Genomic DNA, 24,320 nt, shown 5'->3' on the forward strand with positions numbered 1-24,320 from the left:
TAGCGCACGGCTACATGGTGTCGCCGTCGGTGGCCGGCCGTGACGATTCCCCTCATGTCCGAAACCGTTGCCGACGAACGCCTGCCGGTCGCCTACCGGCGGCTGTGGGGGGCGTCCGTGGTGAGCAGCGTCGGCGACGGCGCGTTCGTCGCGGCTGTTCCGTTGCTGGCCGTGACGATCACGCGGGACCCGCGCCTGGTCTCGCTCGTCGCGGCCGCGACCTACCTGCCGTGGCTGCTGCTGTCGCTGCCCATCGGCGCGCTCGTCGACCGGCACGAGCGGGTCGGCCTGATGTGGCGGTCGCAGGCCGCGCAGGCGACGGTCGTCGCGGTGATCGCGGTGCTGGCGCTCACCGGGACGGCGAACATCCCGCTGCTCGTCGCGTTGGTGTTCCTGCTCGGGACGGGCGAGGTGCTGTTCGGCAACGCGGCGCAGGCGGTGCTGCCCGACATCGTGCCGAAAGCGTTGCTGCACAAGGCGAACGGCCTCCAATCGGCGGCGACGACGGTGGGCCAACTGTTCGTCGGCCCGCCGGTGGGCAGCGTCCTGTTCGCCGTGGCCGTGGCGCTGCCGTTCGGCGTCGACGCGGTCTCGTTCGCGTTGTCGGCCGCACTGCTCGCGACGCTTCCGCGTCGCCGTCACGCCGCCCCGCGCGTGCCGATCCGAACGGCCATTGTGGACGGTCTGCGCTGGCTTCGCCGGCACCGCCTGCTCCGCACGCTCGCCTGGCTGCTGGGCGTCAACAACTTCTGCTTCCAACTCGGCAACGTGACGCTCGTGCTGCTCGCCACGCAGACGCTGGGTCTGAGCGCACGCGGCTACGGACTGCTGCTCGCCGGCGCCGCCCTCGGCAGCGTGCTCGGCGGCCTCGCCAACGCCCGGATCATCGCCCGCGTCGGGCCGCGTGCCGCGCTGCTGGCCGCGCTCGTGACGAGCGTGGTCGTCTTCCTCGCCATCGGCGCCGCGCCGAACGCGGTCGTGCTCGCGGCCCTGCTGGCGGTCAACGGCTTCATGATCACGATGTGGAACATCGTCACCGTGAGCCTGCGGCAGGAGATCGTGCCGGCCGGGCTCCTGGGCCGGGTCAACAGCATTTACCGGATGGTCGGCTGGGGTCTGATTCCGCTGGGCGCCCTGGCCGGCGGCTTCATCGCCTACCGGTTCGGGCTCCGCGCCGGCTATCCGGTGGCCGGGGTGCTCCGCGGGATCGCGCTGTGCCTCGCCCTGCCGGTGCTCCGCACGGCCGCACCCGGGCGCTGACCCGCCCGGTGGAGACGATCTGGTGGACGGCGACGGATAGGCTGCGGCCGTCATGGAGTTTCGGGTACTCGGTCCGCTAGAGGTGCTGGGCGGCACTGAACCGATTGCGCTCGGCCGACGCCGGGGCGAGCGTTGCCTGCTCGGCCTGCTGCTGCTCGACGCCGGCGCCGTCGTGCCGCTCGATCGGCTGCTCGACCTGCTCTGGGACGGCGACCCGCCGGAGGCGGCGCGGGGCACGGTCAAGACCCATGTGGCCCGGCTGCGGTCGGTGCTCGATCCGCACCGCGACGGGCGCCTCGGCGTACGGCTGCAGCGCCGGGGCGAGGGATACCTGGTCGACGTCGACCCGGACGCGGTGGACGCCCACCGGTTCCGGCAGCTGAGCGCCCGGGCGATGCGCGCCAGCGGAGCCGAGGACCGGTCGACGATGCTTCGCGAGGCGCTGCGGCTGTGGCGCGGTCCGCTGCTCGCCGACGTCGCGTCCGACCGGCTGCGCGACCGCGTCGGTACCGGTCTGGCCGAACTGCGTCTGTCGATGCTGGAGGAGTGGGCCGAGGCCGAGCTGGATCGCGGCCGGCACCGCCAGTTGATCGCCGAGCTGGTCGATCTCGTGCAGGCGCATCCGCTGCGGGAGCGGCTGGTCGGTGCGCTGATGCTGGCGTTGGGGCGGGACGACCGGCAGGCCGACGCGCTGGCCCTGTACCGGCGGACCCGCGACGCGCTGGGCGAACAGCTCGGCCTGGACCCCGGGCCGGAGCTGCGCGGCCTGCACGATCAGATCCTGCGCGGCGATCCGGCACCCGCGCCGGCGCCGACCGGCTCAACGCTGACCGGCCCGGTGCCGACGGCGCCCGACGCGGAGCACGTCCGGCCCGCCCAGCTGCCCGCGCACACCAGGCATTTCACCGGCCGGGGCGGGCAACTGCGGGAGCTGGACGCGGTCCTGGCCGAGGTCACCGGCGGCACCGGACCGGCCGTCGTGGTGATCTCCGCGGCGGCCGGTACCGGAAAGTCCGCGCTCGCGGTGCACTGGGCGCAGCGGGTCCGGCACCGGTTCCCCGACGGCCAGCTCTACCTCGACCTTCGGGCGCACGCCGCCGCGCCCGCGCTGCGACCGATCGAGGCGCTCGCCGCGCTGCTGGCCGCGCTCGGACTGCCTGCCGAACGGGTCCCGACCGAACCGGACCAGGCCACCGGCGTCTACCGCAGCCTGGTCGCCGATCGCCGGCTGTTGATCGTCCTGGACGATGCGCTGGACCCGGAGCAGGTACGCCCGCTGCTACCCGGTGGCCCGACCGCGATGGTGGTCGTCACCAGCCGCCTGCGGCTCGGCGGGCTGGTCGCCATCGAGGGCGCCCAGCGCCTGGCGCTCGACGTGCTGGACCGGGACGAGGCCGTCGCGCTGATCGGCGCGGTGGTCGGCGCGGACCGCATTCGAGCCGAGCCGGACGCCGTGCACCGGCTGGTCGAGGTGTGCGACCGGCTGCCGCTCGCCCTGCGGATCGCCGCGGCCAACCTGGCCGACGAGCCGGACACGGGCGTCGCGGCCTTCGTCGACCGGCTGGCCGGCGCCCGGCTCGCCTCGCTCCGGGTGGACGGGGACGACCGGGCCGCGGTACGGGTCGCGTTCGAGCTGTCGTACCGCCGGCTGGACGCCGCCGTCCGCCGGATGTTCCGACTGGTCGCCCTGGCGCCGGGGCCGGACGTGACCGCCGGTACGGCCGCCGCGCTCGCCGCGGTCCCGCCCGGCCGGGCCGCGGCACTGCTGGCGGTGCTCACCGACGCGCACCTCGTCCACCAGGTCGCCGCCGACCGGTTCCGCATGCACGACCTGGTCCGGACGTACGGGCGGGAGCGCGCCTCGGCCGAGGAGGGAGACCGCGGGCGGGACGCGGCCACGGCGCGGCTGTTCGAGTGGTACCGGATGGCCGTCGACGAGGCGGCCCGCCGCCTGTACCCGGAAAAGCTGCGCCTGCCCCCGCCCGAGGCGGAGACCGATCCGGGGCGCGTCCCCGCCCGGCATCCGCCGCGGTTCGGCACCGAGCCCGCGGCGCTGGCGTGGCTCGACGCCGAACGGCCGAACCTGGTCGCGGCCGTGGTGGCCGCCGCGGACACCGGGCCGCACCGGTACGCCTGGCTGCTCGCCGACGCGTTGCGCGGTTACTTCTGGCTGCGGATGCATCTCGTCGACTGGAAGACGGTGGCCGAGGCGGGCCTGCGCGCCGCCCGTACCGCGGTCGAGCCGGCGGCGGAGGCGGCCGCACACCTGAGCCTGGCCGATCTCGACACCTTCCGCAGCCGGTATCCCGACGCCATCGCGCACTACGAGCGGGCACTCGCCTTCACCCGGGCAACCGGCTGGCTGATGGGTCAGTCAGCCGCACTGGGCAATCTCGGCAACGTCTACTGGCGGTCCGGGCGGCTGGCGGAGGCCGCCGAGCACTACACGAGCGCACTGGACATCGATCAGCGGACGGGTTGGCGCGCCGGACAGGCCGTGAAGCGGGGCAACCTCGGCAGCGTGTGCCGGGCTCTCGGTCGGCTGGACGAGGCGCGCGAACACTACCTGGCGGCGCTGGCGCTCGACGTCGAGGTCGGGTCCCGCAATGCCGAGGGCGTCGACCTCGGCGATCTGGGCGACGTGTACCGCGCGCAGGGCCGGTTGGACGAGGCCCTCGATCACGCCACCCGCGGGCTCGCCGTGCTGCGGGCGGTCGGTGACCGGGGCAGCGAGGCGGAAACGCTGCGCATCCTGGCCGAGATCCACCGCGACGCGGGCCGGCACGAAGCCGCGCTGGAGGCCGCGACGGCGGCCCTCGCCCTCGCTCGGGACACCGGCGAGCGCCGTACCGAGACCGACTCGCTGAACACCCTGGCCACCGTCCACACGCAACTGGGCCGTCCTGCGGCGGCGCTCACGCTCCACGAGCAGGCGCTCCAACTCGCCCGGGAGACCGGCACGTACCCGGAGGTGGAGGCGTGCCTCGGCCTGGCCGCCGCGCACCGGCGACTCGGGACGCCGGACCGGGCCGACGAGCACCTGCGCCGGGCCGCCGACCTCTCCCACCGTTACGGCTACCGCCTTTTGGCCGAACGGGCCCGCGACGCGCTCGACGCCACGTCATGAGCCGCTGCCGACGACCACTCCGAGCACCCGGTCGTGCGGGAGGAAGCCGAATTTTCGGGAGTCGTTGGGGTGGCTCAGGTTGTCGCTCAGCACCGTGAGGACGCCCGACGGCACGCGACCGTCGACGGTGCGGCACCGCTCGGGAATCCCGGCCGGCACCGGATCACCCGCCGCCGCCGTGCACCTCTTGATCATCCAAATACGGCGGTCCCGCGCCTGTATCCGGTATTTCCCGTCGGCGTCCGGGTGTTCCAGGACGACGATCTGGCCGCGCCGCACCCGGGCGCCCGGCGTGCGCCGAACCATCACCCGATCTCCGTCGCGGAGGGTCGGCGCCATGCTCGCACCGCGGACGGTGACCACGACGAGCCGTCGGCGCGCCGTCCACAGCGCCGCGCTGATCGCACCCACCAGTCCGATCGCCACGAACGGGCCGGCCCGGCTCGCCACCGACGGCGAACCGGGCCGGCGGACGATCAGCACGCGCCGCCGGCGTATGCCCAGTACTGGCGGTAGACGTAGCAGCCCTCGAACCGCTCGGTGTAGCAGTTCATCAGTTTCTGCGCCTGGCCGCCACTGCACCTGCGGGCGCCGGTGTCGCAGCAGCTCCCACAGCACGCCGCCTGCGCGTCCAGCTTCGGCACGAACCTGCCGAGCAGGCGTTCACCGATGCGCTCCAGACCCTTCATGCCCTCCCCTTTCGGTCGCCCGCGAAGCACCCCCGTGGCGCTTCCCGATCGCACGAGCGTGCGGCATCACGGTTGACACGCCTTGGACACGATCCCGTGCCCGGCGTCAGGTGCCTGTGACGGGCTGGCGGGCCGAGATGCCGTTGGTGGTGATGAGGATGCCGGTCGTGGCGCCTCGGTCGACGACCCGTTGATGGCGGCGATGGGGCTGGCGTGGTGAGGTGGTCTTGCGGGTGCGGAGGGAACCGATCCGGCCGGTTGTGCGCCATGCAGGATGTGGCGGTGGAGTTGGCGGCGCGTCGGGACGAGGCGTTCGATCGGGTGTATGCGGCGCAGTACTCGACGTTGGTCCGGCTGGCATACCTGACGACGGGTAACGCGGCGACGGCCGAGGACGTGGCGCAGGACGCGTTCGCCGACTGGTTGCGCCGTTTCTCCGAGGTGCGCGACCCGGCCGCGTACCTTCGCCGGGCGGTCGTGTCCCGCTGCACGTCCTGGGTGCGGCGGCGGGTGCTCGAACGCCGCCACGGCTCCGTACCGCCGATCGGCGCGTCCGACCGGGCGGCCACCGCGCCGGACGCGGACACCGCGGCGGTGCGGGCCGCCCTCGGCAGGCTCAACCCACGCCAGCGTGCTGCCGTGTTCCTCCGCTTCTACCTCGACCTGCCGGAGGCCGAGATCGCGGCCGCGCTCGGCTGCCGTCCCGGCACGGTGAAGTCGCTGCTGCACCGTTCCTTCGGCGTTCTCCGGGAGCACCTCGATGAGCACTGACCTGAACCGCCGCATCGCCACCGCGGTCCGGACCATCGTCGACGACCTGCCGGTGCGCCCCCCGGCCGCGGCAGCGGTCCGGGCCCGCGCGGCGCGCCAGGCCGCCGGCCCGGACGAGCCGTTTCCGGTACCTGGGGAAGCCCGGCGCCGTGTCGGTTGGGCCGCGCCGGCCATCACCGCCACCGCGGCGATCATCGTGCTCCTCGCGATCGCGGTGCTGCTGCCGGCGCTGCGCCCTGGTCCGACCGGGGAGCGGGCGGGCGCGCCGGCGGGTGCGGCGAACCTGCCGAGAGAGTTCGCCGGCATGTCGTTGCTGACCGCGCCGGTGTCGGACGCGCCTGCCGGTCCGGCCGTCGCTCTGTACCGGCAGGGCTCGCTGGGCACCCGCCTGGGCACCGTCCAGGTGGTCGTCCTCGGCGTGGACGGGCGCACGTACCGCCGCCTCGACCTGGCCGAACGCCGGGGTGCAGACGGTCCCGACGGCGAGTACGAGCCGGCGGACGCGCTGCTCGCGCCCGACGGCTCGAAGGCCGCCGTCGCCGACCCCACCCGGGTGCGGGACTGCATCGAGGTGGTGGACCTGCGGACCGGCCGGACCACCCGGTACGGCCTGGACCCGCCGGTCGCGGTCCGGCTGCTGGACTGGTCGCCGGACGGCCGTTGGCTCGCGCTGGTCGTCAACGACGACCCGCCCGACGGGTTGCGGGCTCCCGGCAACCCCGCGGTACTCGACACCACGACCGGCGCGCTACGCCGGTTCGACCGGCTCCGGTCCACGGAGTCGTGGGACGGCGCGTCCTTCTCGCCCGACGGTACCCGGATCGCGCTGGCCACCACCGCCGACGATGGCCCGGTCAGCGAGGGCGGCGGCCGCGTCGTCCCGGCGATCAGCATCGTCGACCGCACCGGGACGGTGCTGCGGACCCTGCCGGTGCCGGCCTCCGCCGCGTTGCTGTCGGCCGCCGCCTGGTCACCGGACGGCCGGCTCCTCGCGATGTCGGAGTCGACCCCGCAGGGCTACCGGCTCGCGTTCGTCGATCCGACCGGCGAGCGCGGACCGGTGCCGGCGCCCATGCAGAACTCCGCCGTCCCCGTGGGCTGGCGCTCACCGTCCACGCTCCTGGCCGTTGCCGACAGCGCCGGCGACGCTCTCGACATCGTCGAGGTGCCGGTCGACGGCGGTCCGATCCGCCGGCTCAGCCGCGTCTCCGCCGGGATCGGCGGCCTGGCCCGGCCGGGTCAACTCCAGGTCGCCGAGGCGCTGGCGGCGCAGGCGCGGGTGGGCGACGCCGGCCCGGCCCGGCGGGGGCCGTGGCCATTGTGGTGGTGGCTCACCGTGGCCGCCGCGGCGACGTTCGTCGGGTGGCGAGTGGTGCGCCGGGCCCGTGCACGCCGCAGGCCGGCGATGACGGCGTCTACTTCCGCGCCGGACTCGATCCGTTCCACGTCCCGACGCCGATCGTGAACACGATGTCGACGGCGACCCGCTCGGCGACCGGGGCGCCCGGGACTGGGCAGTCCGCGACTACCGCACCGACCTGGCCGCTGCTGCCGTGCGCGGCGCGGCGGGCGGCGACGCACGGTCCTCGCCCTGAGCGTCGCCGCCGGCCTGTCCCGCCGCCGTGGCACCGTGATCTCCCTGGGCCCGCTGCCCTGACCGCGGTTCAGCGGATCAGGATGCCGACGTCGCGCAGTCCTGAGTTGGCGGCGTGTACCTCGACGATCTCGGCGATCGCGTCGCGGCCGAGGAGGCGGTACCCGTCGGCGCGCAGCCGGCGGGCGACCTCGCGGTCCTCGTCGCCGGCCAACCAGTGCAGCTCCCCGCCGACCGCGAGGGCCAGCGCGGGCCGCCCGGCCGCCAGTTCCGCCTCGGCGTGCGCGATCCACGCCGCGGCCTCGGCCCCACCCGCGCGCAGCTCCTTGAGGCGGGCGCGGGAGCGGCCGAGCTGCGGGTCCCCGGCGTCGCCGGGCAGCTGCGGAAAGACCGAAACCGCAGTGTTCTGCCGCTGGAACCCGGCCCACCAGACGGGCCCGTCCGCCTCGACCGCCTCATTGTCCGCGTCGACGAACCAGTCCAGCGTGTCGAGCAGCGACCGCATCTCCGCGGAGGCCTCGTCGCCGTGGTCTTCCAGCACCGTCCTGGTCAGCCCGTAGAGCTCGCCGAGCAGCGTCCGGTACCCGCTCGTCCAGGTCTCGGCGCTGTCCCGGGCGTAGTTGTGCACGATGAGGGTGGGCACCTCGGCCGGGTCGTCGTACCAGAGCCCGTAGTGCAGCCCGTCGCTGCCGCCGCTGAGGACGGTCACGAACTCGGGTGGGTCGCACAGGTAGCGGCCGTGCAGGCGCTCGTCGAGCCCGTCGCGCGCCCGCAGCCCCAGCCCGTCGTCGGCGAAGTACTCGGTGAGCCCGAACGGCCAGACCATCAGGTCGTTGAGGGCCGCGCGCTCGGCGTGGTCGGCGCTCTCCCAGAACGCGCAAAAGACGGCCAGGTGGCGGGGGAGGCGGAGGCCGTAGACCCGCTGTACCCGCTCGGCCACTGCCGGGTGCCGCTCGTACATCTTGTTCAGCGCCGCCCGGCGCCGCGCGTCATGGTCCACGACGCATGGTAGAGCCGAGCCCGGCATCCCTGGTACGGGTGCAGGCCATCGGCACCGTCCGGGTCGGCAATGCGGCCTGTTACGGCGCCTGCTGGACGTGGATCGCGTTGCGGTGGCCGGTTCGACGTCGCCCGGTGCACGGTCGGGCGGATGATGCGCCAGGCCGGCCTCGTGGGCGGAACGTCGCGTAGGATGATGCGCGAGGTTCGATCTTCGGACCGATCTCCGGACGTTGCCCTGGACCACGGCGGCCCCATCTCGAACCCATTTCCGAGGGGTGGATGCCGTGGCGCTCCCCGATCGACCCTGGCCGCCGGCAGCACCAGCTACACACGCGACACCGCAACGCAACCGGACCCACCCTCGATGACCGGTCGGCGGAGCGGCGGCCAACGCCCACAGCCGGACCGGGGGAGTGGTGAGCTGCTGCTCACCGATGGCACGCCGGCCCGGCTGCGGGCGTTGGCGGTCACCGACCGTCAGGTGTTGCAGGATCTCTACGCGGCGCTGTCGCAGATCTCGCGGCGGGGCCGCTTCCAGATGGCGCCGCCGCGGCTCAACAACCGGATGCTGGACCGCCTGGTCGGCGACGTCGACCAGCGTGACCATGTGGCCGTGCTCCTCCTGGCACCCGCAGGTCGCGACGAGACCGCGGTCGGTGTCGGCCGCATGATCCGCTACGCCTCGGACCCGACCACGGCCGACATCGCTATCGCCGTGGCGGACGACTGGCAGGGCAGGGGTGCCGGTTCGGTACTGGCCCACGCTCTCGCCGCGAGCCGGCCGGCCGGCGTGGTACGTCTCGCCACAGTGGTATCGGTGGGCAACACGGCGTCTCTGGCGACGTTGGCGACGCTCGGCACCGTCGCTGTGGTCGCCGTCGGCGGCGCCCAGTACGACGTCACGGTGACGCTGGATCCGTAGCCGCCCGGAGGGTTCATCTCAAGTGAACCGAGGATGTGTTCGCCTCGGCGGCCGGGCCGGTTCGGGCGGGTGGGGCCGCGCACGTAGGCGGGGTCCTACGTGCGCGGGCTGCCCGGGACTCGCCGGTTCAGGTGGTGTTGATGTGTACGCCGACGAGCGACATCGCCGAGCGCAGGTCGGCGAAGAACACGTTCATCGAGCACGTGCGGCCGGAGGGGACGTAGCCGACGCACGGCCGTTCGTATGCGCCGGTCCGCATGCCGCTGATGATGCCGCGCGCCGCCAACCGGCCGTCGCTGCGGACGCTGACGACCGGCCCGCCGCTGTCGCCGTTGCCGTTGATGGCCTGCCCGAGGGCGTGCTCGGCGTCGGCGAGGTTGGTGACCCGGCCCACGCCCTGCGACGGCGGGTCGTACGTGATGGTCTGGTTGAGTCGGCGGATCCTGATCAGGTCGGCATTGGACGGGCAGATCGTGCCGGAGTAGCTGCCGGACAGGCAGATCCGGTCACCGACGTTGTTGGAGCTGTCGCCGCCGATCGACGCTCCGATGTAGGCCCCGGGGTCACCTGTCGGCGGGTTGATGTGCGCACCCCAGTAGATGGCGCCCTGTGAGCCTTCCGGAGTCTGGATGAGCTGGACGTCGCGGTCGGTGCGGCGGCCGGCGGCGATGGTGGATCCGTAGACGAACTGGGCGATGCTGTTGTTGGCGTCGAGGTACTCCCAGCTGCCCCAGGTGCCCTCTCCGCAGTGGGCGGCGCTGAGCAGGTACGTCGACGCGCCGTTGTTGCCGGTCACCGCGAACGCGGTCGAGCACCGGTAGCCGGAGGCCCGGTTGAGCACGACGCTGCCGCCCCAGTGCGGGAACGGGTCGTACATCCGGGTGGTGAACGCGACCGGAGCCGATTCGGTCACGTCGAGGGCGTAGGCACTGTCCAGGGCGGGAACCGCGGACCGGGCCGAGACCGCGGCGGTGCCCGTCGGCAGGCCCGAGATCTCTGCCGACAGCCCGCTGCCGTCCGGCTTGGGACCCAGCACCATCGACCGCTGGCCGGTGCGGGCGCCCCGGAACAGCGGCTGGCGGGACATCCGGTCGACCTCCGCGAGCAGCTCGGCTTCGGTGTATCGGGACGGCTCGACGGTGACGGTGAGCCCGTCGGCGCCGGCCCTGGCGATGCGCGCCGAGACCGCGGCCGGGACGGTGCCCCGCCAGTACAGGCGCAGCGCCCGGTGCTCGGCCTCGACGATCAGGCCGCCGAGTCCGGTGTCGCGCCGTGACGGCGCGGCGGCCCGGATGTCGTCGGCCAGCCGGTCGAGGTCCTCCTGGACCTTCAGCAGGGCGCGGGACCGGTCGGTGAGCCCGGCGAGAATGGCGTCCGCCGCGTCACGTTTCGCGCGGTCGGGGCCGTCGGCCGGGCCGCCCGGAGCGGCCGCGGCCGGGGAGGCGGTGGCCACCAGCACGACGGCGCCCACCGCGACGAGGGCATGACGAATCCGCGCTGACATCGGCACTCCGATGATCGACAAGGTGTCTCCTTCCCATACATGGGCATCGACTTCGCCGTATCGTGACGGCAGCGACTGGTCGACAGACTGGTCAGTTACCTTGAATCGCAGGTCACGGGGGAGATCGATGCAGGAGCATCGCGTCCTTGGATCGGTCGATCTGGTAGTGGACGGCGCCGACGTGGATCTCGGCCCGCCCCGCCAGCGATGTGTGCTCGCCGCGCTCTACCTCAGCCACGGAGAGCCGTTGTCCGCCGCACGACTGATCGAACGGGTCTGGGGCGAAGAGCAACCGCTGCGCGCCGACGAGGTCCTCCACACCTACGTGTCGCGGCTGCGCCGGATCCTCCGGCGACACATCACCCACCCCATCGAACGCGACGCACACGGGTACCGGCTCGCCATCGACCGCGACCTGATCGACTGCTGGCGGTTCCAACGGCTGCTGGCAGCCGGCCGCGACGCCGCGGCGCAGGACGCGGCGGGCGCCGCCGAGCTGTACCGCCACGCGTTGGCGTTGTGGCGCGGCGAAGCGTTGACCGGCGTCTCGGGAAGCTGGGCGGCGCGCGCCCGTGATCACCTCGAACGGCTGCGGCTGGCCGCCTGGAGCGAGTACTTCGACCTCGAACTGCGGGCCGGTCGGCACGCCGACGTCGTCGACGAGCTCACCGCTCTCACGGAATCCAATCCCGACTCCGAACCGCTGGTCGCACAGCTGATGCTGGCGTTGTGTCGCACCGGGCGCCGCGCCGAGGCATTGACCGCCTATCGGCGTCTGCGCACGGCGACGGTCGAGCTGCACGGCCTCGAGCCGGGCGAGAAGGTACGCGCGCTGAAGGCGGCGATCCTCCGCGACGACCCGGACCTGCACCGGACCGGGGCGCCGCCGCGCCGCCCGGCGGCGGCGGACGCGCCCGTGCCGGCCCAACTGCCGCTCGACCCGGTCGGGTTCGTCGGGCGGCGCGCCGGCCTGGCCTGGCTCGACGAGGTCGCCGCCAGCAGCGCGCGGCACCCGACCTCGGTGGTGATCGCGGCATTGTCCGGTGCGGCCGGCACCGGCAAGACCACGCTCGCGGTGCACTGGGGACACCGGGTGACGGACCGGTTCCCGGACGGCCAGCTCTGCATCAACCTGCGCGGGTTCGACCCCGCCGGCCCGGCCCTCGCGCCGTCGGACGCCATCCGCCGGTTTCTCGACGCGCTCGGCGTTCCACCGTCCCGGATCCCGTCCAGCGTCGAGGCACAGGCCGACCTGTACCGGAGCCTGCTGGCCGGTCGACGGATGCTGGTGCTGCTCGACAACGCGCGGGACGCCCAGCACGCCAGGCCGCTGCTGCCCGGCGCACCCGGCTGCGTCGTGGTGGTCACCAGCCGCGACCAGCTGGCCGGCCTGGTCGCCACCGACGGGGCGCGTCCGCTGCCGATCGGGCCGATGACGGCCGTCGAGGCGCGGCAGCTGCTGACGGCCCGCCTCGGCCCGGCCCGGACCGGTACGGAGCCACGCGCGGTCGACGACATCGTCGACGGCTGCGCACGCCTTCCGCTGGCGCTGGCCATCGCGGCCGCCCGCGCGCTCGTCCAGCCCGACCTGCCGTTGTCGACATTGGCGGCGGAGCTGGGCGATCGTCGGCACGCGCTCGACGCCCTGAGCATCGACGGCGGCGGTGCCGACGTGCGCGCGGTGTTCTCCTGGTCCTACCACGCGCTGAGTACGGGCGCGGCACGGCTGTTCCGCCTCCTGGGCCTGCATCCCGGTCCGGACACGTCCGCCGCGGCCGCGGCGAGCCTGTACGGCGGCCGACCGGCGCAGGTGCACGGCCTGCTGGCCGAACTGCACCGCGCCCACCTGATCACCACTCCCGCGCCGGGGCGGTTCGCCATGGCCGAGCTGCTGCAGGCGTACGCGATGGAGCTGGTCGAACGGGCCGAACCCGACACCGGGCGGTCGGCGGCCACGCGCCGGCTGCTCGACCACTACCTGCACACGGCCGACGCCGCCATGTCCCGGCTCGATCCGCACCGGCACCGCGTCGACCTCGATCCGCCGGCGTCCGGGGTGACCGTCGACGACCTCGCCGACGCGGCCCAGGCACATGCCTGGCTGGCCGCGGAGCACCAGGTGCTGGTCACCGCCGTCCACCACACCGCCGCGGCCGCGATGCATCCGTACGCGTGGCAGCTGGCCGCCGTGGTCGGCCGCTACCTGGACAACCGTGGCGACTGGCACGCGTGGATCGCGGTCGAACAGGCCGCGCTGTCGGCGGCCGAGGCAGCCGGAGATCGGGCCGCGCAGGCGTACACGCACCGGATTCTCGGCCGCGCGTATGCCCAGACCGGCGCCTACCCGACCGCGCGGACCCACTACGACGCGGCGCTGCGCTCGTACGGGGACCTCGGCGACCGGTCCGGTGCGGCCGCCGCGTCGTTCAGCCTTGCCTGCGCCCTGCACCTGGAAGGCCGGTTCCGGCAGTCGGTGCCGCACGCCCTGCGCGCACTGGAGCTGTACCTGGCCGCCGGCAACCGGGCCGGCGAGGCACGCAGTCGAAACCTCGTCGGGTACACCCATGCCATGCTCGGTGACTACCACCGGGCCCTGGCCGAGTGCGAGGCGGCGCTGGCGATGGTCCGCGAAATGGACGACCGGTACGGGCAGGCGGCGACGCTCGACAGCATCGGCTACATCCACCACCACCTCGGCGACCATGCCCACGCCGTGTCCTGCTACCGCCGTTCGCTGGCGCTGTACCGCGCGGCCGGCGACCGGTTCAACGAGGCCGACGTCCTCAACCACCTCGGTGACGCGTACACCGCGACCGGCCGCGTCGACCGGGCGGCCGACACGTGGCGGCAGGCCCTGCGCATCCTCGACGAGCTGGACCATCCAACCGCGGAGGACCTGCGCGCGAAGCTGCGTGCCCGGTCCTAGCCACGCGCGTGGGTCACATCGTCGAGGGGACCGACCACAGCCGTGCGGAACCCCTGTCGTGGGCGGTGGCCAGCCGTAGCGAACCGTCCACCACGCCGAGGTCGGCGGACCGGACATCGCCGGCGTCGGCGGAGAACTCGGCGACCGTCCGGTGCGGGGGCCGGTAGATCCTGAGCCGGGTGCGCCTCAGGTGGTAGTGCCAGGTCTCGGTCGCGGTGGCCAGGTAACCGGTGCCGTTCACCGTCGCCATGGCCACCGGTCGCTCGTTCACCGTGAACTCCGTGCGGGCGACCTCGGCCGAGGTTTCGACGTCCAGGTAGACCACGAGAAACTCGTCGTGATCGGGGCCGTGGGAATCGGCCCCGCATCGTTCCGTCAGGACGGCTCCGAGCACCGTTCGCCCGTCGACGACACCGTGCAGCAGCGGCGCGGTGAACGCCGCGAAACGGTCGCCCTGGCAGGTGTCGCTGGCCGCGCCGGCGTCCTCGCCGCCCCAGGTCTGCAACTGTTCGCCGGTTGCGACGTCCCACAGGCGCACGGTGAACCAGTGAGCGGCGGCGAGCGCCGTCCGGCCGCCCACCCGGACCACCGCCAGGCCCTTGACATCCTCCTCGTCGTCCCGGTGGAGGGTTCGCACGTGCTCGCCGGTGGCGGCGTCCCACAGGTCCACCCGACCCAGCCGCCAGGACCGCTCGACGGAATTGGACGCGGTGGCGAGGACGTCCCGGTCGGCCGCGGAGCCGACGAAGGCGATGTCGACGAAGGCGATGTCGACCACCGTCCCGTCGTCGACGGTGACCGTGGTCATCGGTGCGCGGTCGGCGAGGTCCCACACCGTGACCACCCGGTCGTGGCCGCCGCCGGCCAGCACCGGCCGACCGCCGACCCGGCCGAACGCCAGGACGGCGACGCCGCCGGAGTGTCCCCCGAGGACGAACAGCCGGCGTGGTCCGAGCGGATCCCACAGCACGACGGTGCCGTCGGCGCCGTCGGTGGCCACCACCGGGCGGCCGTCGAGCTCACCGAAGGCCACCACGTTCGCGTGTTCCGGCCCGGTCAGGCGGACCGACGACTCCCGCCACCACTGCCGGCCGGAATCCGCGTCCTGCCGCGTCTCCGGGGGCCGCCCGTGCGTGTTCGGCCGGCGCGGTCGATAGTCCTCGCCCCGCCGACGGACCCATTCGGCGGCGTCCTCGACGGTGGGCCGGCCCGGTTCGACCCGCCACACGGCCGCCTCGCGCGCCGGGTCGCCGCCGGCCAGTTCCACCATCCAGATGTCCTCGGGATCCACGGCCGACTGCGTCAGGTGGTAGTCCGCCTCGTATTCGCGGATCCGCCACAGCGTCCCGTGGTTGTCGGTGTCCAGCCGTTCCGCCGGCACGTTGGCCAGCATCCACCGGTATCCCATGCGTTCCGCGATGGCCTGGCGTACCTGCGATCTCTCTTCGTCGAGCCAGTCCGCGCCCGTCAACTCGCCGGTGCCGACCCGCCGCGGTACCCGGACACCGTGCCGGGCGTACACGGCGAACCCGTCCGGATAACGCACCGCCGGCCCGTCCGGGTTGTGCGCCCGGCCGTGCCGGTCCCGGACCAGCGTGTCGGGGCGCTCGGTGAGCACGACCGTGCCCCGGAACACCCACCACCAACCGACGCGCGAGGCCACCCGCATCAGGTCGACCGGCGGTTCCGCGCCGTCGACGCCGAGCCGGGCGAAAAGATCCTGGACGCCCAGCTCCGACACGTCGTGCTGGCCCCAGGTCGGGTAGGGCAGGACGGCCGAGTGGTCCCGGAGCTCGTCGCCGATCAGGTCGTGCCAGCGTTCGCCCCAGTGCCTGAGCGGAGTGGAGACCTCGCGGTGGATCGTGTCCAGGGTCGGTTGCGACGCCCAGCCCGTCGCCCGGTGGTCGAACCGGTTCTGTGCCCGGCGGATCACGTCGGCGACGGGGGACGTCAGGTTGTGTCGCCGCATGGCGACGGCCGCGGCCAGTGGCGAGTCGAACCACAGGACGCGGGACGGGTGCGGTAGGCCCGCCCGCCGGTAGGCCGCCCGCACACCGGCGAGCGCCTCCTGGCGATCCGCCGGACCGGTTGCGGTGCCGACGGCCATCCACTCCTCCCGCACCACCCGCAGCAGCGCCTCCTGCTCGGCGGACAGGTTCACGAGACGGAGCGGTTTCTTCCCGGTCACCGCCGGAACCTACCGCCCGGCGCGGGTCGGCCGGTCGCCGGTAGGAGGCCCGGCGGTGGGAAAGCGTCTACGATCGGCGCAGTCGCGGCGCGGGCAGGGCGGTCGGCGCGGTAGCGGCGCCGGCCGGCGCCGGAGGGAGGCGCGTGATGCGGGTGCTACTGGTGGCCCCTCCCGGGGCCGGCAAGGGAACCCAGGGCGCGCTGATCGCGACGCACTTCGGCATCCCGCACATCGCCACCGGCGATCTGTTGCGCGACCATGTGGCCCGGGAAACCGAGTTGGGTCGGGCGGTGCGCGATCGGCTCGACCGGGGTGAGCTGGTTCCCGACGAGGTCGTGCTGGACATGGTCGCCGCCGCGGTCGCCGAGGCGAAGGCCGCCGGCGGCGGTTACGTGCTCGACGGCATGCCGCGCAACATGACGCAGGCGCGGGCACTGTACGAGATCGGCCTGAGCATGGAGATGACCGCGAACGTGGCCCTGCACCTGAAGGCCGACGACGAGGAGCTGATCCGCCGGCTGCTGGCCAGGGCGGCCCTGGAGGGCCGGTCCGACGACACCGAACCGGTCATCCGTCGACGGTTGGCCCTCTATCACGAGGTGACCCATCCGATCGTGGGCTGGTACGCCTCGCGGGGCATCCTGGTCTCGGTCGACGCCATGCGGCCGATCGACCGGGTCGCCCGGCAGATCCTCACCGCCCTGGAGGCGATGCGGTCGCTGGTCGAGTACGTGCCCGAACACGCGCGACGCCCCGTCGACCTGACCGGTCTGGGTGCGGCGTTCGGCCGGAACTGACCCGCGCATTCAGTGCATGCGGCCGACGGCGCCCACCAGTCTGGCCAGGTCGCGGCGGCGGCGTTCGTAGGTCGTCGCCACGGCAACCAGGGCCAGGCCGGCGGCGGCGAGCGGGGCCCAGCGCGGGATCAGGTCCCACACGAGGGCCACCTCGTGCGCCGCGACCACCGCCAGCACGGCACCGCCCACCACGAACGGTGCCCGTAGCCGCCACCGGGCACCGATCAGCACCACCGCCACCGCGGCCACACCGAGCGCGAGCCGGCGCAGCGGCATACCCGGTCCGGGCAGGACGACGGCCACGCTCGGCGCGAACGCCGCGATCAGCGCCGGCCCGTACGCCGTCCAGCTGGACAGGCCCGGCCGGCGCCGCGCGGCAAGCCAGCCGGCCAGCCCGGCCACGGCCGCGGCCGGCACCGTGTAGGCCTCGATCAGCGACACGTCGTTGTCGGCCAGCAGCAGCCAGTACGCCACGAGTTCCACCGCGGTCGCGGCGACGACGCGGTAGCGGCGCGCGTCGGCGCTCTGGCCGCGCACCAGTGCCCGCAGTCCGATCGCGAGTCCCCACAACACGCAGACGCCGGCGGCGGCTCCGATGTGGCCGATGGTCAGCAGGACGGCGACGGTCGCGGCCGCGTGGGCGGCCGCCTCCAGGGCACGTGCCTCGATGACGCGCGTGGGCGCGGCCGGTTGCCGCCACGCCTCCAGCGCCGCGGCGATCGCGAGCGCCGACGCCGCGGCGAGCAGCACCCGGTAGGCGATCAGGTGGGTCGCGAGGTCGACGGCCGCGCCCGAGGCGTAGGCCAGCGCCGTTCCGCTCGCCGCGGCGGTCAACCACCCGGCGACGCGTGCCGCGCGCGTCCGGCCGGCTCCACCGCAGACGGCGGCGACCACGACCACCGCGCCCAACGCGGCGAGGGTCATCGCCCGGGTGGCCAGCGAGCCGGCCAGGCCGGCGCCGACGCCGCAGACGGCCAGCACCCCGGCAACCGGCGGCCACGGCCGGCGGGCCGGCGGCATCAGCGCGAGCAGCAGCAGCGAAGCGAGACCGCCGGCGAGGCTGATGATCGGCACGGTCGGCCAGGGGGCGTCGAGCGCGGTGGCGGCGGCCAGCGCGGTGAGAGTCGCGGGCGGCAGGGCCACCCGGGTCACCGTCCACAGTGGACCCGCGGCGGGGCCGGATCCGTACGCCCATCCGAGCAGGGCGGCCGCCACGGTCAGGATCCCGAGGGCGACGGCCGCCGGTCCCGGTTCGAAGGCGGCGCCGGCGTCGAACCACGGGGTGGACCGGCCGGGTGCCAGCCCGGTGCCGGTGACGGTGCCCGTCCACACCTCGGCGAGCCAGCGGTACGGACCCGCCAGCACGGTCAGCACGGTGGGCGTCACCGCAACGACCGCGACCGCCGCGACGGGCACCGCGGCGGTGAGCAGCCGCCGCGCCGCCGCCCGTCCGGGCGCCCGTGCCACCACGACGGCGCACAGCACGGCCAGCGCCGCGACCACACCGAACGGGGCGTCCGGAACGGCGATCGCGGCCGCCGTCACGCCGAACCCGGCCGCCACCGACGCGTGGGCGGCCGCGCCGGCGAATGACGACGCCGCGACCCGCGGCACCAAAGCAGCTGGTTTGTCGCCGAGTGAGGCGACGACCAGCCAGCCCACGGTCGCGACCAGCCCGGCGACGGCGCACGCGAGCGCGACCGGGGTGTCGAGGATCCGGACCGGTCCGGCGACCACCTCCCCGAGCGCCGCCGCCAGCCCCGGCACCGCCAGGACGGCGACCGTCACCGGGACGGTGCGGACCACCGGCACCCGCGCCAGCGCCGCGGCGACCCCGCAGACCACGACGACGAACCCGAGCACGGCGGCGGTGCTGCCGGCGCGTCCCAGGCCCGCCGGGACCGCGTGCGCCACCAGGACCGCCGCACCGGTGCCGAACACCGCCGCCGACCGCGGCCGCGACACGCGGGCGGCGATCACGAGGACCGCGGCCAGGACGCAGTCGACGAGCGCGGGGGTCCACCACGGCAGGGCGAACACGGCCGGTCCGGCCAACCCGACGAGGACGCCGGTTCCGACGCCTAGGGTCACGAAGTGACCGGGTGCGGTGTACCGACGGACCAGAATCGCGACCGCGGCGGCGACCACGACGATCGTGGTGGGGAGTTGCCAGTCGGAGACGGTGGGGGTCCGGAGCGCGGCGTGCCAGGCCGGGAAGCCCCGGACGGCCGTCGACGCCGCGGCGTGGACGACCAGGCCGGCGATGACGAGGCCGACCCAGCCGGCGACGACGAGCGCTCCCACGGAGGGCCCGGTCACCAACCAGCCCGACCGGGTGGCGTCCGGGCCGGCGGTCGCGTCCGTCCGGCGGGCGATGACCGGGCCGGCGGTGGTCAGGGCGACGGCGAGCGTCACCAGTGCCGTTGCGGTCAGGCCGTGGTCGGGCCAGGCGAGCGCGGCCGCCCACACCGTGGCGCCGGCCCAGCCGACCACGGCGAGCGACGCCAGCAGGGCGGGCACCGTGCGGCCCGGGGTCCGGGCGGCCGCGAGCATGACGACGGCGGCGACGACGGTCGCGGCGCCGGCGGCCCGGAGCGCGTCCGGCGGCGATTGGGCGAACGAGAGGGCCAGCAGGGTGAACAGCGCGGCCACGCCGCCCGCGACCGCGGCGAGGACCCAGCCGAGGACCCGCCGGGCCACCGTCACGCCGTCGTCGCCCACCGGCGGTGCCTCAGCCGGTGCCACCACGCCGCGCGCGCCGATGCTCGCGGCCATGATGTCGAGCGCCGCGAGCACCGCGAACACCACCGCCCACGCCGCGAGGCCGGGTCGGTGCGTGGCCACCAGCAACGGGACGACCGGCTGGGCGACGAGGAGGGCCGCGAACCTGGGGCCGGCCAGGCCGGTCACCGCGGCGTATCCGGCCGCGACGACCACCGTGCCGGCGGCGACGAGGCCGGCGTACGTCGTGGGGTCCACCGCGTCCGCCAGGCCCGCCAGGTTGACGCGATGGGCGGCGTAGCCGTCCAGGACCACGAGGAGGAGTCCCAGCGCGGCGAAGGTCTCGGCCGTCGCGGTCAGGCGCCGGCGCAGGACCAGCGGGGGCACGAGCATCGTCAGCACGGTGACGGTCGCCAGGATCGCGGCCCTCCCGCCGACCCCGAAACTGGCCCAGGCCACCGCCGTGAAGACGATCGCCGCGCTGCCCAGGAGCAGGCCGCCGAGGATGAAGAGCAGGTTCTGGACGGTCCGCGGCGATACCTCGGGCGTCGGCCCGACCTCGTGCCGGCCCGGCCACGCCTCCGTGCCGACCGGTACCGTGCCGGCCGGTGCCGTGCCGGCCGGCGCCTGAGCACGTCGGGACCGGGCCGCGCCCAGCAGCACCTGGTACCGGCCCTGCGCCGCCCGAACCTCGCCCACCAACTGGACGTGGTGACGGTAGGCCGCATCGGCCGAAGCGGTCAGGGTCCGGATCCGGGCCGACAGGTCGGCCAGTTCCCGCCCCTCCGGCTCGGGCGGACCGCCACAGTTGCCGCACCCGAGCACGACGTCGGCGACGGCACCGCATCGCGGACACGCGTACGCCGTCGAGAAGTCACCAGCAAACCCCACCATGGCGACCAGCTTCGACGGTTCGGGCTCGGCGGGCATCGGTACGGATACTCAGATCCGCCGGCCTTGTACCTGACGAAGGTCTTGAATGTCTGCTCGGCCGAGGGGCACAATGCGCGCGACACGACGCAGGGAGGTCGCCAACATCATGTCCGCGAACGGCACCAGCGCCCTGAAACTCGAAGTGGTCACCATCCCCGTCGCCGATCTCGACCGCGCGAAGGCGTTCTACGAAGGCCTCGGGTGGCGGCTCGACGCCGACTTCCCGCTCGGCGGCGGGCGGGCGATCCAGTTCACGCCGCCCGGATCCGGTTGCTCGATCCATTTCAGTCCCGCGTCGGCGGCGAACCCGGCCGGTTCGGCCCAGGGTCTGTTCCTGATCGTCACCGATCTCGACGCCGCCCGCGCCGACCTGGTCAAGCGCGGGGTCGAGGTCAGTGACGTCTTCCACTTCACGCCCGACGGGCGCGAACCGGGACCGGCACCCGAGCGGGCCACCTACAACTCCTACGCCGGGTTCACCGATCCCGACGGCAACGGATGGCTGCTCCAGGAGATCTCCACGCGGCTGCCCGGCCGCATCGATCCGGGGACGACGTCGTACGCGTCGGTGAGCGAGCTGGCCGCCGCGCTGCGCAGGGCGGCGGAGGCGCACGGGGAGCATGAGAAGCGCCACGGCGGCGAACGTGACGAGAACTGGCCGGACTGGTACGCCGAATATCTGGCCAGCGAGCAGGCCGGCACCGAACCACCCGAGTAGGGATTCCGCGAATGAGCGCGTCGGTCGACCCGGACCGCACCGAGTGGGACGTGATCGTCGTCGGCGGCGCGGCGGCCGGCGAGGTCGCCGCGCAGTACGCGACGCAGTTCTCCGGCCTGTCGGCGGTCATCGTCGAGAAGGAACTCGTCGGCGGGGAGTGCTCGTACTGGGCGTGCATGCCGAGCAAGGCGCTCCTGCGTCCGGTCGAGGTCCGAGCCAACGCGGGTGACCTCTCCGGGTTGGGCGTCGGAGCGGTCGACGCCGCGGCGGTCCTCGGCCGCCGCGACGTCGTGGTGAACCACCTCGACGACGCCTCGCAGGTCCGGTGGGCGCTCGGCGCCGGCATCGACGTCGTCCGTGGCCGGGGACGCCTCGACGGTGCCCGCGCCGTGGTGGTCACCGGGCCCGGCGGCGGCGAACGCCGGCTGACCGCGCGGCACGCCGTCGTGCTCGACACCGGCAGCACGCCGCTCGTGCCACCCGTACCCGGGCTGGCCGAGGCGCGGCCGTGGACCTCCCGCGACGTCACCAACCTGCACGAGATCCCCGCCCGCGTGGTGCTGATCGGCGGGGGTGTCGTCGCCTGCGAGGCGGCGACCTGGCTGCGCGGGCTGGGCGCCGGGGAGGTCACGATCGTCCATCGCGGTTCGCGGCTGCTGGCCAGGAACGAGCCGTTCGCGGGTGACCTCGTCGCCGACGCGCTCCGCGCGTCCGGGGTCGACGTCCGGCTCGGGGTCTCGGCGGTGAAGGTACGCCGCGACCGGGTCGACGACCCGGGAATCGGGCACGTGCGGGGGAGCGAGGTGACGGTGCACCTGAGCGACGGCGGAACGGTGGTCGCCGACGAGGTCGTGGTGGCGACGGGTCGCACCCCGAACTCGGCCGGTCTCGGCCTGGAATCCGTCGGCCTGACGCTCGGCCCGGGCGAACCGGTTCCGGTCGACGACCACCTGACCGTGCCCGGCGTCGACGGCGACTGGCTCTACGCGATCGGTGACGTGACCGGACGCGCGCTGCTGACGCACATGGGCAAGTACCAGGCGCGCATCGCCGGCACCGTGATCGCCGACCGGGCGGCCGGACGACCCCTCGACGACGGGCCGTACAGCGTCCACACCGACGTCGTCGACGACGGCCGGGTTCCGCAGGTCGTCTTCACCGATCCCGAGGTCGGTGCCGTCGGCCTGACCGAGGCCGAGGCGCGCGACCGGGGTCTCGACGTCGAGGTGGTCGAGTACGACCTGGCCCAACTGGCCGGCACGTACGTGCTGCGCGAGAACTACGTCGGCCGCGCGAAACTGCTCGTCGACCGGTCGGCCGACGTCGTCGTGGGGGCGACCTTCGCCGGAACGGGCGTCGCCGAACTGACCCACTCCGCGACGACGGCCGTCGTCGGCAGGATCCCGGTTCCGGTGCTGTGGCACGTCGTGCCGAGCTATCCGACCGTCAGCGAGGCGTGGCTCCGGCTGCTGGAGACCCTCAACGCCCAGCGGAACGCGGCGACGGTCCGACCACGGCGCGGGTGAGGGCGATCGCGATCGGGGAGCGGTCGGTTCGCCAGACGTGGCGCTCCTCGTACGGCCAGGCGTAGACCGGAAAGTTGTCGCTGCAGAGGTCGACGATCCGCGGCTCGTCCAGGTCGTCGGCGGCGGCCCGGTACAACTGGTCGATCCGCGGCGCGATGACGCCGTAGTCCATGATCCGGGCCAGGTAGTTCTCGTCGGCGAGGACCGTCTCGATGCCGGCCCGCATCAGGGGGTACGTGTTGGGCAGCACGTTCTGGAGGGAGAGGAACAGGTCGGCGGCGCGGCGGCGGGGGTCGCCGAGGAACCTGCCGAACGCCGCGAGCCGGCCGAGCGCGAGTCGGGGGCGGATCAGCAGGCAGTGCGCGTATATGACGCGGAGCAGTGCCACGTCCATGAAGAATCTTTCCAGCGGACCCTCGTCGCAGACGAGGCCGCGGTGCCGGAGGTAGCCGGCGACGATGCTGGCGTTGTGGGCTCGGTACCACGCCTGCGGGGTGGGGCGGCGCAGGAAGGCGAGCCAGAGTTCGACACCTTTCGTCGTGGCCGGGCCGGCGGCGCCGTTGCACAACAGGTCCGCTTCGGCGGCGTCACGCAACAGCGACTCGTTCACCGCCCGCCACCACGGACTGCCCGGCTGAGCCGCGTCGACCGGCGCGAGCACGCCGCACCGGATCTGCCATCGCATGAAGGCGACCTCCGCCCGCCGGTACGCGCGGATACTGCGCCCGTCGGCGCGCTGGTCGTAGAAGCCGGCCGCCAGTCGTAGCCGTCGAGCCGGATCGTCCCGGACGGCCGCCACCAACCGGTCGGCCTGCAGGGCGGCAGGCGTCGACCCAGCGGGGTCGGGACGGCGGCCACTCTCCGGTTCTGTCATGGCCTGCATTCTGACAGCGCCTGCCTGGGTGAACCCCGCCATCGGCAGCTACGGGGTGCGTAGCGCGTCAGCGCCGGTGTACGCACCGGGACGCAGTGGGGGTGTCGTCGGTCGACCGATTCCCGTCGACGGCCGGGCCGGCAGGGTTACAGCCATGCCGGGCTCCGCCCGGAGCCGTTGCAAACAAGGGGGAATCGTCGTGACCGTCACCACCGTCCGTTCATCGCAGACCACGAGCGCTGCCGTCACCGAGCGGCTCACCGGCTGGCTGGCCGCGCACAGCGTCACCCTGCTGCGGGTCAGCCTGGGGCTGGTGTTCCTGGGCTTCGGTGCGCTGAAGTTCGTCCCCGGTGCCTCGCCCGCCGAGGCGCTGGTGACGCGCACCGTCGACACGCTGACCCTCGGCGTCGTCTCCGGCACCACCGCGATGGTCATCACCGCCGTCCTGGAGACGTTCATCGGGTTGACCCTCGTCACCGGCATCGGCCTGCGGGCCGGGCTGGTGGTGCTGGCGGGCTCGCTGATCGGCATCATGTCGCCGGTCGTGCTGTTCTTCGCGGACATGTTCCCCGGCGGCACGCCGACGCTGGAGGCGCAGTACGTGCTCAAGGACATCGTGCTGGCCGCGGCCGCCGCCGTGGTCGCGGCCAAGGCACTCGGGGCCCGCTACGTCGCGCCACACCGGTGACCGATCCGATCCGGCACGGCCGGACGCCCGCCCACACCGGCGCGCGTCCGGCCGTCGTCAATGCGGGTGGCGACAGATTT

17 protein-coding genes are annotated in these 24,320 nt (G+C 74.0%); 10 read left to right on the forward strand and 7 right to left on the reverse strand.

Features of this window, described 5'->3' with window-relative positions; genetic code table 11:
• Window positions 1-54: 54 nt before the first annotated feature.
• Together Vau01_RS23420 and Vau01_RS23425 are read left to right on the forward strand one after the other, a co-directional pair.
• Window positions 55-1,260: an MFS transporter gene (locus tag Vau01_RS23420; protein ID WP_203996331.1), complete on the forward strand. Its 1,206-nt coding sequence runs from the start codon at window positions 55-57 to the stop codon at window positions 1,258-1,260.
• A gap of 52 nt (window positions 1,261-1,312) precedes the next feature.
• Complete coding sequence (locus Vau01_RS23425; RefSeq protein ID WP_203996333.1) at window positions 1,313-4,387, forward strand: AfsR/SARP family transcriptional regulator; 3,075 nt, start codon at window positions 1,313-1,315, stop codon at window positions 4,385-4,387.
• Here the strand turns inward: Vau01_RS23425 and Vau01_RS23430 are convergent.
• Both Vau01_RS23430 and Vau01_RS23435 read right to left on the reverse strand, forming a co-directional pair.
• Entirely contained in the window at window positions 4,382-4,870 is a 489-nt protein-coding gene (locus tag Vau01_RS23430; RefSeq protein ID WP_239151797.1) for a S26 family signal peptidase, read from the reverse strand. The genes Vau01_RS23425 and Vau01_RS23430 overlap by 6 nt on opposite strands.
• Window positions 4,864-5,076, reverse strand: coding sequence for a hypothetical protein (locus Vau01_RS23435; RefSeq protein ID WP_203996334.1), 213 nt, complete (start codon window positions 5,074-5,076; stop codon window positions 4,864-4,866). The genes Vau01_RS23430 and Vau01_RS23435 overlap by 7 nt, the downstream gene beginning before the upstream one ends.
• Before the next feature lie 267 nt (window positions 5,077-5,343).
• On the opposite strand from Vau01_RS23435, the gene Vau01_RS23440 reads away from it, so the two are divergent.
• Complete coding sequence (locus Vau01_RS23440) at window positions 5,344-5,847, forward strand: sigma-70 family RNA polymerase sigma factor (RefSeq protein WP_203996335.1); 504 nt, start codon at window positions 5,344-5,346, stop codon at window positions 5,845-5,847.
• Window positions 5,837-7,312: a TolB-like translocation protein gene (locus tag Vau01_RS23445; RefSeq protein WP_203996336.1), complete on the forward strand. Its 1,476-nt coding sequence runs from the start codon at window positions 5,837-5,839 to the stop codon at window positions 7,310-7,312. The genes Vau01_RS23440 and Vau01_RS23445 overlap by 11 nt, the downstream gene beginning before the upstream one ends.
• Window positions 7,313-7,511: 199 nt before the next feature.
• Here the strand turns inward: Vau01_RS23445 and Vau01_RS23450 are convergent, their stop codons facing one another.
• Window positions 7,512-8,441, reverse strand: a complete 930-nt coding sequence (locus tag Vau01_RS23450; protein WP_203996337.1) for an ADP-ribosylation family protein — start codon at window positions 8,439-8,441, stop codon at window positions 7,512-7,514.
• A gap of 366 nt (window positions 8,442-8,807) precedes the next feature.
• Here Vau01_RS23450 and Vau01_RS23455 point away from each other — a divergent pair, with 366 nt between their 5' ends.
• On the forward strand, window positions 8,808-9,365 hold the full coding sequence (locus Vau01_RS23455; protein WP_203996338.1) for a GNAT family N-acetyltransferase: 558 nt from the start codon (window positions 8,808-8,810) through the stop codon (window positions 9,363-9,365).
• 127 nt (window positions 9,366-9,492) lie between these two features.
• Here Vau01_RS23455 and Vau01_RS23460 read toward each other — a convergent pair whose 3' ends face one another.
• Window positions 9,493-10,869, reverse strand: a complete 1,377-nt coding sequence (locus Vau01_RS23460; protein WP_203996339.1) for a chymotrypsin family serine protease — start codon at window positions 10,867-10,869, stop codon at window positions 9,493-9,495.
• A gap of 127 nt (window positions 10,870-10,996) precedes the next feature.
• On the opposite strand from Vau01_RS23460, the gene Vau01_RS23465 reads away from it, so the two are divergent.
• Window positions 10,997-13,795 (forward strand): AfsR/SARP family transcriptional regulator, encoded by a 2,799-nt coding sequence (locus Vau01_RS23465; RefSeq protein ID WP_203996340.1) that lies wholly within the window; start codon window positions 10,997-10,999, stop codon window positions 13,793-13,795.
• Window positions 13,796-13,808: 13 nt separating this feature from the next.
• Here Vau01_RS23465 and Vau01_RS23470 read toward each other — a convergent pair whose 3' ends face one another.
• On the reverse strand, window positions 13,809-15,983 hold the full coding sequence (locus Vau01_RS23470) for a DUF6745 domain-containing protein (protein ID WP_203996341.1): 2,175 nt from the start codon (window positions 15,981-15,983) through the stop codon (window positions 13,809-13,811).
• Window positions 15,984-16,129: 146 nt separating this feature from the next.
• Here Vau01_RS23470 and Vau01_RS23475 point away from each other — a divergent pair, with 146 nt between their 5' ends.
• A complete protein-coding gene (locus tag Vau01_RS23475) occupies window positions 16,130-16,780 on the forward strand; it encodes an adenylate kinase (RefSeq protein ID WP_203996342.1) in 651 nt (216 codons plus the stop codon).
• 9 nt (window positions 16,781-16,789) lie between these two features.
• Here Vau01_RS23475 and Vau01_RS23480 read toward each other — a convergent pair whose 3' ends face one another.
• Complete coding sequence (locus Vau01_RS23480) at window positions 16,790-20,431, reverse strand: SCO7613 C-terminal domain-containing membrane protein (RefSeq protein ID WP_203996343.1); 3,642 nt, start codon at window positions 20,429-20,431, stop codon at window positions 16,790-16,792.
• Between the two features lie 73 nt (window positions 20,432-20,504).
• Here Vau01_RS23480 and Vau01_RS23485 point away from each other — a divergent pair, with 73 nt between their 5' ends.
• The gene (locus Vau01_RS23485) at window positions 20,505-21,152 is read left to right on the forward strand and encodes a VOC family protein (protein WP_239151798.1); all 648 of its coding nucleotides are present in this window, start codon (window positions 20,505-20,507) and stop codon (window positions 21,150-21,152) included.
• An 11-nt stretch (window positions 21,153-21,163) separates the two neighbouring features.
• Entirely contained in the window at window positions 21,164-22,678 is a 1,515-nt protein-coding gene (locus tag Vau01_RS23490; protein WP_203996344.1) for a dihydrolipoyl dehydrogenase family protein, read from the forward strand.
• Here the strand turns inward: Vau01_RS23490 and Vau01_RS23495 are convergent.
• Entirely contained in the window at window positions 22,632-23,552 is a 921-nt protein-coding gene (locus tag Vau01_RS23495) for a hypothetical protein (RefSeq protein ID WP_203996345.1), read from the reverse strand. The genes Vau01_RS23490 and Vau01_RS23495 overlap by 47 nt on opposite strands.
• 199 nt (window positions 23,553-23,751) lie before the next feature.
• Here Vau01_RS23495 and Vau01_RS23500 point away from each other — a divergent pair, with 199 nt between their 5' ends.
• Complete coding sequence (locus Vau01_RS23500; protein ID WP_203996351.1) at window positions 23,752-24,240, forward strand: DoxX family protein; 489 nt, start codon at window positions 23,752-23,754, stop codon at window positions 24,238-24,240.
• The last annotated feature ends 80 nt before the right edge of the window (window positions 24,241-24,320 follow it).

This window comes from Virgisporangium aurantiacum (assembly GCF_016863635.1).
Classification (GTDB): domain Bacteria; phylum Actinomycetota; class Actinomycetes; order Mycobacteriales; family Micromonosporaceae; genus Virgisporangium; species Virgisporangium aurantiacum.